The sequence below is a fragment of the Thiohalocapsa marina genome, from assembly GCF_008632335.1.
GTDB lineage: Bacteria > Pseudomonadota > Gammaproteobacteria > Chromatiales > Chromatiaceae > Thiohalocapsa > Thiohalocapsa marina.
Window position 1 is genome coordinate 183,477 of the sequence record NZ_VWXX01000004.1, and the last position, 10,829, is coordinate 194,305.

General features: G+C 64.2%; 8 protein-coding genes. 6 read left to right on the forward strand and 2 right to left on the reverse strand.

The window, feature by feature from the left end; translation table 11 throughout:
• Positions 1-37 precede the first annotated feature (37 nt).
• On the forward strand, positions 38-982 hold the full coding sequence (gene ppk2 / locus F2Q65_RS04770; RefSeq protein ID WP_150090953.1) for a polyphosphate kinase 2: 945 nt from the start codon (positions 38-40) through the stop codon (positions 980-982).
• 95 nt (positions 983-1,077) lie between these two features.
• Here ppk2 and F2Q65_RS04775 read toward each other — a convergent pair whose 3' ends face one another.
• A complete protein-coding gene (locus F2Q65_RS04775) occupies positions 1,078-2,277 on the reverse strand; it encodes an alpha/beta hydrolase (protein ID WP_150090955.1) in 1,200 nt (399 codons plus the stop codon).
• Between the two features lie 335 nt (positions 2,278-2,612).
• On the opposite strand from F2Q65_RS04775, the gene F2Q65_RS04780 reads away from it, so the two are divergent.
• Positions 2,613-3,410, forward strand: a complete 798-nt coding sequence (locus F2Q65_RS04780) for a substrate-binding periplasmic protein (protein ID WP_170265527.1) — start codon at positions 2,613-2,615, stop codon at positions 3,408-3,410.
• Positions 3,411-3,473: 63 nt separating this feature from the next.
• Here F2Q65_RS04780 and F2Q65_RS04785 read toward each other — a convergent pair whose 3' ends face one another.
• Entirely contained in the window at positions 3,474-5,312 is a 1,839-nt protein-coding gene (locus F2Q65_RS04785) for an SLC13 family permease (RefSeq protein ID WP_150090959.1), read from the reverse strand.
• Positions 5,313-5,437: 125 nt separating this feature from the next.
• Here F2Q65_RS04785 and F2Q65_RS04790 point away from each other — a divergent pair, with 125 nt between their 5' ends.
• The 4 genes from F2Q65_RS04790 (at position 5,438) to F2Q65_RS04805 (ending at position 10,828) form a co-directional block, all read left to right on the forward strand.
• A complete protein-coding gene (locus F2Q65_RS04790) occupies positions 5,438-7,792 on the forward strand; it encodes a putative bifunctional diguanylate cyclase/phosphodiesterase (protein ID WP_281290991.1) in 2,355 nt (784 codons plus the stop codon).
• A gap of 81 nt (positions 7,793-7,873) precedes the next feature.
• The gene (locus F2Q65_RS04795) at positions 7,874-9,295 is read left to right on the forward strand and encodes a dihydrolipoyl dehydrogenase (protein ID WP_150090963.1); all 1,422 of its coding nucleotides are present in this window, start codon (positions 7,874-7,876) and stop codon (positions 9,293-9,295) included.
• A gap of 595 nt (positions 9,296-9,890) precedes the next feature.
• Positions 9,891-10,553, forward strand: a complete 663-nt coding sequence (locus F2Q65_RS04800) for a Na+/H+ antiporter subunit E (RefSeq protein ID WP_246155980.1) — start codon at positions 9,891-9,893, stop codon at positions 10,551-10,553.
• The gene (locus tag F2Q65_RS04805) at positions 10,550-10,828 is read left to right on the forward strand and encodes an MrpF/PhaF family protein (protein ID WP_150090967.1); all 279 of its coding nucleotides are present in this window, start codon (positions 10,550-10,552) and stop codon (positions 10,826-10,828) included. Before F2Q65_RS04800 ends, F2Q65_RS04805 begins: the two co-directional genes overlap by 4 nt.
• Position 10,829: the final 1 nt, after the last annotated feature.

The window sequence follows — 10,829 nt, forward strand, 5'->3', positions numbered from 1 at the left end:
GGTTCGAGAATCGGCAAAAACAGATGAGGAGGCGAATATGACCCAAGCCAAGTCCGATAAGAAGAAGGCAAAGCGGAAGGAAAAGACCAGGAACAAGCATCAGGAGAAGGCGACGCACGAGACCAAAGTGCCGCAGCAGGCCGCCGCGCAAAGTCCAGACGACAGGTCGGCGCCCGAGCCGCCGGACACAGCGCAGACAGCGCCCGCAAAGCTCTCGCGCAAGGATTACGAGCGCGAACTCGCCAAGCTGCATGTGGAACTGGTCAAGCTGCAGGAATGGGTGCGCCACAAGGGGCTCAAGGTCTGCGTCGTGTTCGAAGGGCGCGACGGGGCGGGCAAGGGCGGCGTCATCAAGGCCATCACCGAGCGCGTGAGCCCGCGCGTGTTCCAGGTCGTCGCGCTGCCGACGCCAACCGAGCGCGAAAAGACCCAGATGTACTACCAACGCTACGTGCCTCACTTCCCGGCCGCTGGCGAGATCGTGCTCTTCGACCGCAGCTGGTACAACCGCGCCGGGGTGGAGCGTGTCATGGGCTTCTGTCCCGAGGAAGAGGTCGAGCACTTCCTGAAGATGACTCCCATGGTTGAGCACGCGATGATCGACTCCGGCATCCTGCTGATCAAATACTGGCTGGAGGTGAGCCAGGAGGAGCAGCAACGGCGGTTGGAGGCGCGTATCAACGACGGGCGCAAGATCTGGAAGCTCTCGCCCATGGACCTGGAATCCTACCAACGCTGGTACGACTACTCCCGCGCCCGCGATGCTATGTTCGAGGCGACCGACACCGAGGTTGCCCCCTGGTTCGTGGCCCATTCCGACGACAAGCGCCGGGCGAGGCTCAATGTCATCCGGCATCTGCTGAGCAAGATCCCGTACAAGGAGCTGCCGCGCAAGCCGATCGAGCTGCCCAAGCGCAATAAGCCCCAGGGATACCAGGAGACCGAGCACCCCTTGAGGCTGGTCCCGGCCCACTACCACTGAAAGGGAACTGCTGATTTATTCAGCATTTCCCGCGCGGGGCAGGAGGCCCCGCCATTTTTGGTAGCGCCGCTGCGGTTTGAATTTGAAGCCGCTGGCTAACGGCCGCGGGTCAGCACCGAGTAGTGCTTGCCGTCCGGGGTGCGCAGCTCGTAACGCTCCCGGTTGCTCGGGACGCCGCTGTTGGTCAGGCGCAAGAAGATGTCGTCGAAATACTCCGGGATCTCCAGGCTGAAGTTGTGGAAGTTGCGCGTTCGATTCACCGGCGTGACGTCGACCAGCTGCACCCGGCCGCTGTCGTCGCTGTCAACCAGCTGCAACAGCTGCTCCACCTCTTCGACCAGCTCCGCATCGGCCTTGTCGAGGGTGCTCTGTCCGAGACGGCGCTGCATGTTGACCACGCGGCTCAGGAGCAGGGCACGGTCGTTGGAGGAGACGTAGATGGTGGTGTCCTCCACCAGGGCCTTGAGCTGCGCCTTGAAACGGGTATTGAAATGCTCGTAGCCGACATCCGGGGCGGTGAGCACGACATCGGTGATCTCGCGCTCGGCATCGGCCAACGCCGGGTCCGCCGCAAGCACGTCCATGGCATCCACAACCACCTGCGCACCGAGGCTGTTGGCCAGGACCCACAGGCGCTCTGGTCGCACTTCGTCGATCAACAGTCGCAAGGTGGCGGCCAGCTCGGCACCGGACGCGGTCGCGACCCGCCGGGCCTCGCGATAGCCTCGCAGCGTATCGCCCTGATTGCTTGGCCAGTCGAACACCATCACTGGCGCATTGATATCCAGGATATGGGCAAGGAAGGCGGTGCCGCGCATGGCATAGTCGAAGTCGGTGCGCAGCCCATGCACGATCAAGAGCAGCCCGCGATGCGGCGATGTCGAGACCATGCCGCGCATCTGCTGCACGAAGGCGGTGCGGTCGAGCTGGGTCAGGTTGCTGATGCGGATCTCTTCGTCCAGAAACCAGCTGTTCGCGTCGAGCCACATGCCGAGGCCCAGGGTCGGTTCGATCTCGGTGTCGAAGGAGCCGAAGTGCAGCTCCGCGGAGCGCTGATTGCCGAGGCGCGCGTCCAGGGGTCCGGAGCCGGCCTCGGCAACCCGGTTGCTGATGAAAAAGAAGCGATAGATATCGTCCTGCCCCACGCGCGCGACCTGCATGCGCCTGAACTCGAACGCCTCGGCACGGCTCAGGGCCTTGTTGGTCGAGATGAAGAAGGCATAGCCAGCAAAAACCGCAACCAGGAAAAGGATCAGGGCCAGGATCCAGACCAGTCGTTTCGTTGTCGCTCTCATCGCCTGACATCCTCATCTGGGGGGCTAGACGGAGACATTCCGTGAAGCATACCGTTCGTCGCGTCAGCAGAGGGTAGTCCGCGCCTCCATCGCGAACAAGCCTCCAGGGGGGGGCAATGCCAAATTCAAACCGCAAGAGGTCAGCCAGGGTTTTCACACGCTTCTCTGCGTGGGCGTTGCGTTCTCTGCGACCCTGTGGTCAATCGAGCCGCGACAAGGCGGCAAATCTGGAATTGCTGCCCGGTTGGCCGACATGGCGATCCGCGCGACAATCACCAGGGCTCGCCGCACGGCACCCAGGCGAAGACGCGTCCATCCGGAGATTCCGCATCAGCATGACCTCGACGACCCTGTCTTTACATCGTGCCATCCTGGCCCGAGCGCGCCGTCTCGCGGCCATCTGTTGCCTGTTGGTCTGGGCGCCGGTGCTGGCCGGTCCCCTGCAACTCATGACCGAAGACTGGCCACCCTTCAATTACGAGAAGGACGGCGAGGTCAAGGGCATCAGCGTGGCCATCGTGCGTGCGATCCAGCAGGAGATCGGCGACGACTCGTCCATCCGCATCCTGCCCTGGAATCGCGCCTATGCGCTGACACTGCATACGCCGGGCACTGCGCTGTTTTCGGCCGTGAGGCTCGAGGAGCGAGAGGCCCTGTTCAAGTGGGTCTCTCCGCTCATGGAGACCGAGTACTACTTCTTCGAGAACCGCGATGCACCGACGGGTATCCGCTCGATCGAGGACGCCAAGCAGGTACCGATGATCGCCGCCAGCATCAGCACCAACTCGGATTACATCCGGCTCTCGGCCATGGGCTTCACGAATCTGTCGCAGCTCGACACCATCTCCAGCCCGGCCAGACTGCTGCTCTACAAGCGGGCCGACCTTGGCGTGATGAGCCCCTTGACCCAGCGCTTCCAGGAGTTCCAAGCCGGCATGCCCGATCAGTTGGTCAACACCGGCGTGCTGGCCTATTCACAGCCGCTCGCGATCGCCTTCAATCTCAAGACCGATGACGCGCGCATCCGTGTCTGGCAACAGGCACTCGACGGGCTGCGGCGCTCGGGAGCGTTGAAGCGAATCACCGCAGAGGCCCTGGAGGAGGCGGAGGCCGACTACGCGATTGCGCGCTGAGCCTCTAGCCATTCGGGCGTTCTTGCGTCGCCAGCGGTGTCTCGCCACGGCCTCGGGGACCGGTCAGTACAGCGGCAGCAGCCAGGGCACCATGAGTACGCTGATGGCCATGGTCAGCAGCGTCAGGGGCAGACCGATGCGGATGAAGTCGACGAAGCGATAGTTGCCCGCGGTTGCGACCATGGTGTTGACGGGTGAGATAGGCGTCATAAAGCCCGTGGAGGCGGCGAGCGCAATGATCATGGCGAAAGGGTAGGGCGAGGCGCCCAGGGCCTCGGCGACGGCGAGCCCGACAGGGGCCAGCAGAAGCGCATTGGCGGTGTTGACGATGAACAGGCCAAGCACGACGGTGATGGCGAACAACAGGGCCATGACAGCATAGGGGCCGGCATCGCCAACGGCGTAGGTCAGGGCGTCGGCGGCCATGGTAACGCCGCCGGTGCGCTCCAGGGCCAATGCAAAGGGCATCATGCCCACGATCAGGACGAGCGTCTTGAGCTGGATGGACTTGTAGGCCTTTTCCAGGCTGATGCAGCGGAAGAACACCATGAGCACGCAGCCGATGAGGGCGGCCTGCACGTTGGCCACCACGCCCGTGGCCATGAGCACGACCACCAGCAGCAGCGTGAGAACCGCATAGGGTGCGCGCTTGGCGCCGGGCAGATACTCGTCGAGCTCCCGTGGCAGATTCAGCACGATGAGATCACCGGTCTCGCCCTGCAGCCGACGGATCGTCTTCCAGGGGCCGGCCAGCAGGACGGTATCGCCAACCTGAATCCGTTGCTCGCGCAGTCCGTGGGGCTCCAGCGCCTCGCTCGCGCGCCGCATGCCGACCACCGTCAGCTCGTAGCCCGTGAGCTGCTCGGCCTCCGCGACGGTCTTGCCGATGAAGCGCGAGGACTCCGGGATCATCACCTCCAGCATGCCCACGGCCTGGGACTTGTCGACGAAATACCGTCCGGTCTGGGGCAGGATGTCGACGCCATAGCGCCGGCCCATCTCGTCGAGATCGAGCTGCGTGCGCTCGAGGTCGACGTCGATGAGTAGCACGTCGCCGGCCTGAAGCATCCGTTTCGGTCGACGCCGCAGTAGCTGGCGCGACCGTCCGACGCCGCGCTCGATGAGGATGATGCGAATGCCGGTGGTCCGGGTCAGATCCAGCTCGCGCAAGGTCTTGCCGAGCAAGGGCGAGTCGGGGCGCACGCGGACCCGGTACTCGCGCTCGGCGAGCCGGTAGCGCTCCACCCATTGCATGAGGTTCGGCCGATGGCGTCGACGGGCGGATGTGCTGTCGGCTGGGCGCAGCCAGCGCTGGGCAAGCAGCATGTAGAGGGTCGCGACGAGCAGGATGGGAAGGCCGAAGGCGGTGAACGAAAAGAAGTGAAAGCCGTCCGCGCCCGTGCGCGTCAGCTCGTAGTTGACGACGAGATTGGAGGAGGTCGCGACCAGGGTCATCATGCCGCTGATGAGCGCCGCGTAGGCCATGGGCATCATGAGCTGGCCTGGGGCGAGCCCCTGCTGGCTGGCGATGCGCAGCACGATGGGAATGAAGATTGCGACGACCCCGGTGGTGCTCATGGTGGAGCCCAGCAGTCCGACCGCAAGCATCAGCATCACCAGGAGCCGCCAGCGGCTGTTGCCGGCGTGTCGCGTGATCCAGTCGCCGATGCTGCGCGCGACGCCCGTGCGCGCCAGGGCATCGCCGATGACGAACATGGCCGCGATCAGGATGATGTTGGGATTGCTGAAGCCGACGAGCGACTCCTGCACGCTGATGACGCCCGTGAATGGCAGGGCAAGCATCATCAGCATGGCCACGGCGTCGGCCGGCGGCCTGTTGATGGCGAACATCAGCACCGCGGTGCCGAGCAGGAGCAGGACAAGGATCAGGTCAAGAGTCATCGCTTCGTTCGACCGAATACATCGTTCATCGCAAGCGTACCGGATCATCAGGTGCCGGAACCGACCGAGGGCGTCGAGTCCTTGCTGAGCGCCCAGTATTTCATGTTTCAAGCTCACTTTGGTCGGTGCAGCTCTTGGATCATAAGGGAGTTGGTACAGGGCGCACCTTCCGAACACCTGTTTGGAGGTTGGGCGGGTCGGTCAGGAACAACCCCAGACCCACCCGCAATGGCGATCGATCTGGATCTTCCGCGCCCCCAGCCGCATCGAGACGGACTCCGGAGGCATCGATCAGCAAGCTAGAAGACAAGGCACAGGGGCCGGTCGAGACCGCGCGGGACATCCTGCGGTTTTTCCAGAGCATAGACGACCTGCTGCTGGTGGCCACGCCGGATGGTCGAGTCTTGTTCTCAAACGCGGCCATCCAGCGCAAGCTCGGCTTTAGCGCGGAGGACCTCTCGCGCATGCATGTACTCGATGTTCACCCCGAAGGCATGCGTCGGAAGGCGGCCGAGTTCTTCGCCGCCATGTTTCGCGATGAGCGGGAGTCCTGCCCGCTGCCCTTCGCGACCAAGGCGGGTACCCTGGTGCCCGTTGAGACCCGCGTCTGGCGGGGCCGTTGGGGCGGCGTCGACTGCATCTACGGTCTGAGCCGTGACCTCAGCGCGGAGCGGGAGGCACAGCAGCGTTTCGAGGCCCTGTTTCGCCGTAACCCGTCCATAATGGCCCTGACCGCGCTGCCGGATCGGTGCCTGTACGACGTCAACGACGCCTTTCTGACCACGCTCGGATTCACGCGGGCCGAGGTGATCGGCAAGCCCGGCGACGCGCTCGATCTCTTTCCGGATGCACCAAAGCAGCACCACCTAGAGACCTTGCTAGAGCTTGGCGAGTGCTGCAGGGACGTCGAATTGCAGGTGCGGCGCAAAGATGGCGCCATCCTCCAGTGTCTCTTCTCCGGCGAGCGCATCAGCATCCAAGGACAGGAGTACCTACTCACGGTCTTGGTCGATATCACCGAGCGCAAACGCATGGAGGCGCGGTTGCAGCAGATCCGCCAGGCGCAGGCTCAGGCACGGATCGACTTTCTGGCCTATCACGATCCACTCACTGGCGTGCCAAACCGGGTGCTCGGGCAGGACCGACTGCTGCAGGCTATCGGTCTTGCGGACCGTCACCGCACCGCACTGGCCGTACTCCACCTGGATCTGGACAAGTTCAAGTACTTCAACGACACCTATGGCCATGCCCTCAGCGACGCGCTCCTGAAGCAGCTTGCCGAACGCCTGAACATGCGGCTCGGTCAGGCCGATACGCTGTGTCGGCTGGGGGGCGACGAGTTCATGCTGGTGCTGGGGGAGCTGATTCCAGAGCAGGTCATGGGCCAGGTTGCCACGATCTGCGCAGATCTGCTCGAGCGCGTTGCCGATCCCTTCGAGATCGACGGCCGGCAGCTTCATGCCTCGCTGAGTATCGGTGTGGCCATCTATCCCCAGGATGGCGTTGACGCCGGCGTCTTGATGCGCCACGCCAACACCGCGCTTGCCGAAGCCAAGAGCGCCTCGCAGCACAGTTACCGGTTTTTCGAGCCGCAGATGAATCTGGCCCTGCGGCGGTTTGTCGAGACGCGCGACGCCTTGCGCGTTGGTCTTGAGCAGGCAGAATTCGAGTTGTACTACCAGCCACAAATCGATCTGCTCAGTGGGCGGGTCGTCGGCGCCGAGGCCTTACTGCGCTGGCGCCGTGACGGCCAGCGGCTGGTTCCGCCCGACGACTTCATCCAGGTGGCGGAGGAAAGCGGTCTGATCGCATCCATTGGCCGTTGGGTGCTGCAGGAGGCCTGTCGTCAGGCGGCCATCTGGCATGCCTCCGGCTGGCCTCATCTGAGTGTGGCCGTCAACCTCTCGGCGGCGCAGTTCCGACAGGCAGACATCGAGCAGGACGTTGCCGCGGCCCTCGACGCCAGCGGCCTCGACCCGCGCTGTCTCGAGCTGGAGCTGACCGAGTCCCTGTTCATGCAAGAGGTCGAGAGCATCTCGGAGATGCTCATGGGCTGGAAGGCGCGCGGTATCCAGTTGGCCATCGACGACTTTGGCACCGGCTATTCGAGCCTGGCCTATCTGAAGCGCTTCCAGGTGAACCGGCTCAAGATCGACCGCTCCTTCATCGCCGACATCCTCCATGACGAGCAAGACAGGGCCATCGTGCAGGGCGTGATCCAGATTGCCCGTGGTCTGGGCCTGCAGACCCTGTCCGAGGGCGTAGAGACCTCGCGGCAGGCGGCGCAATTGAGGCGCATGGGCTGCGACATGGCGCAGGGCTATCTCTATGCCAAGCCACTGTCGGCGCCGCAGTTCGCGTCCTGGCTGAGGCATCGCGCGGGGCGTTCCACTGCCGGGCCGAGCCGAGACGAGCCGCCATCGGTCGTTTCGACCTTCGGCGGGCAACCTTCGGATCAGACCGCGCGGATGCGGGCATGAGGCGCGTTCTTTACGTCGCCCGCGAGGCCCCTGTTTCAGTCCATACCAGATTCCGTATATCGATGTGCCTGGAGTTGACACATGCAAGAACGCCTTGTCGATGTCGCGATCATTGGCTCGGGCAGCGCCGGGCTTGGCGCCCTGGCGCAGGTCCGTGCCGCGGGGAGATCCTTCGTGCTGATCAATGGCGGGCAGCCCGGGACGACTTGCGCTCGAATCGGCTGCATGCCCTCGAAGGTCATGATCCAGATCGCCGAGGAGTACTACCGGCGCACCCATTTCGGGCAGTTTGGCATCGATGGCCATGACGCGCTGAGCCTGGATATCCCGGAGGCCTTGGCGCATATGCAGGGGCTGCGCGACGGCTTCGTCTCAGGCGTGATCAGCCGCAGTACCGCCAACCTTCCGCCGGATGTTTTCATCCAGGAGCCTGCCCGGCTGCTCGAGCCGACCTTGATCGAGGCGGGTGGACAGCGCTTTCGCGCGCGTGCCCTGGTCATCGCGACCGGCTCGACGCCCTTGATTCCGGCCCATTGGCGGCAGTTTGGCGACCAGGTCATCAGCACCGACCAGGTCTTCGAGCTCCCAGACCTGCCTGGGCGCATGGCGATCATCGGACTGGGCACCATCGGTCTGGAGCTTGGCCAGAGCCTGGCGCGGATGGGCGTCGAGATCACGGGCTTCGACCAGATCGAGCAGGTCTCGGGCATCGCTGATCCCGAGGTCAATGCCTGCGCTATCGAGCTGATGCGGCGGGAATTTGTGCTGCACCTCGGCGCTCCGGCGGAGATCGAGCCCGACGGCCAGGCGCTGCGTGTCACTGCCGGCGGACACAGTGTCGTGGTGGACAAGGTGCTCTGCAGCATCGGTCGCCTGCCCATGGTCGAGGGCCTGGGGCTGGAGGCCCTGGGGCTGCCGCTGAACGCCCGTGGCGTGCCGCCCTTCGATCCCCATAGCATGCAGGTGGGTGATCTGCCCGTCTTCCTGGCTGGCGATGTCACCGGCGAGCGTCAGGTCCTGCATGAGGCCGGCGATGAAGGCCGAATCGCCGGCTACAATGCGGCCCATGTCGATGAGCCGCCGCAGCGCTTCCAACGCAAGACACCGCTCTACATCAATTTTTGCGACCCGAACATCATCGCGGTCGGTGCCCGCTTCAACGAGATCGATAGGGGACGGTCGGCCGTGGGCGAGGCCCGCTTCGCCGCCGTCGGTCGTGCCCGGGTCATGGGGCAGAACCGCGGCCTCATTCGCGTCTACGGCGAGCGCGACAGCGGGCGGCTGCTGGGGTGCGAGATGATCGGCCCCCGTGGAGAACATCTCGCCCATCTCCTCGCCTGGAGCATCGAGCGCGGTGCCACTGTCGGAGAATTGCTGCGTATGCCGTTCTACCATCCCGTCATCGAGGGTGCACTCAAGACCGCCCTCCTTGACCTCCATGGCAAGGTCGCTGGGCACTGCCCCGGTCCGCTCGTGGAATCCGCGCTGCTGGAGGCTGGCTGAGCAATTCGATAATGCTAAAAATAGAGCAGTTTAATGATCTTTACGCTTGGCCCGATTGGGCACTCGGAGAGTGCCGCCATGCTGAGAAAGGGTGACTGTCATTGCCGATAATTCGGTTGCATCGCGATGTACTCCCGGCGTTTCGTGGGCTTGGGGTCTACGGGAGGCGCAGGGCTTCGAGTCTGGTCAGTGGGCTGATGCGGGGAGCGGGCGCCTCAGGGGTTCGGCTCTAGGGAGAGTCTTTTAGGAAATGCTGATTTATTCGGCATTTCCCGTGCGGGGCAGGAGGCCCCGCCGTTTTTAGCGGCGCACGCCGCTGAAAATGAAGCGATGCGGAAACCGCGTTTTCGAATCGCGTGCTGATTTTTGGCCAGGAGGCCAATAAATCAGCGTCTCCTTTATGGGATTCACCTACTGAGCCGGGCTGATCATTTTCTAAGCCATGCGTATCTCAGTCGGCAATTCGGTCCCGTTCCGTACAGGCCCGTATTGCGACTTGGTGAAGATGCCTCTATGCTCACCGTCACCATCGGGTTTACAAGGTCGAGAAGAGTCAAGGAGCCTCTGAGGTAGGAGTGATCTGCGCATGGATTCGATGACGAGCCCTCAAGAGCGTCTCGTTGTCGGCGAAGGTACGGCTCCCGCCAATCCAGGGCGAAGCCCCCGGGCCGCCGTCGCGTACTCTGTCGATCGGCCTGGAGCCGATCGGTCCTGGTCATCGTGGAGCGGACGTGCACTGGGGCGCAGGCTCCGTCCAATACTGGGACGAGCGGCCCTTTTCTTTGGCATCTGGCTGATCCTTTCGGCGCCGGACCTGGGCGCTCTGCCCCTTGATCCCCTCGCGGCCACCGCCGATCTCGTCATGGCGGTCATGGCCGCGACGATCGTTACCTGGGTCAGCCTCTGGGCCTTACCGCCCGGGGCGCGCGCCTGGCGTCTCAGCGTGCTGTTGCCGTTGATCGGGCGATTTTTGACGCAGTCGGTGCTGGGCGGTATCGACGTGGCGCGCCGGGCCTTCCATCCGCGCCTGCCGCTGCGGCCAGGCTGCATCGTCTTTCCGACGCGGTTGCGGGCAGCGCAACGGCGAGCCCTGTTCGAGACCCTGACCAGCGCGATGCCGGGGGCGATCGTGGCCGGCACCGATGCCCAGGGCCGGCTCATCTATCACTGTCTCGACACCCGGCTGCCGGTCGCCCAGGGGCTCGCCCGCGACGAGCAGCTTCTGTTGCGCCTGTTTCGCGAGGACCTGCCCCGATGAGCCTGTCTCAATTCCTCTCCGGCGCGGCCCTGTTCGTGCTCGCGACCCTGGTCGTCGCGCTGGCGCGTCTGCTCTCCAGCCGACGAGCCGTGGACTGGGTGCTGGCCGAGCAATTGCTCGGCACCGCCGGCATCGCGGCCCTGCTGTTGTTGGGCGTCGGCACCGACAGCCCGGGCGTGATCGACCTGGCCCTGCTGATCGCGCTGCTGGCGAGCATTGCCACCATCGCCTTTGCACGCCCCCTGCGCCGCCGTGGTTCAGGTCGCGGGGTTTGAC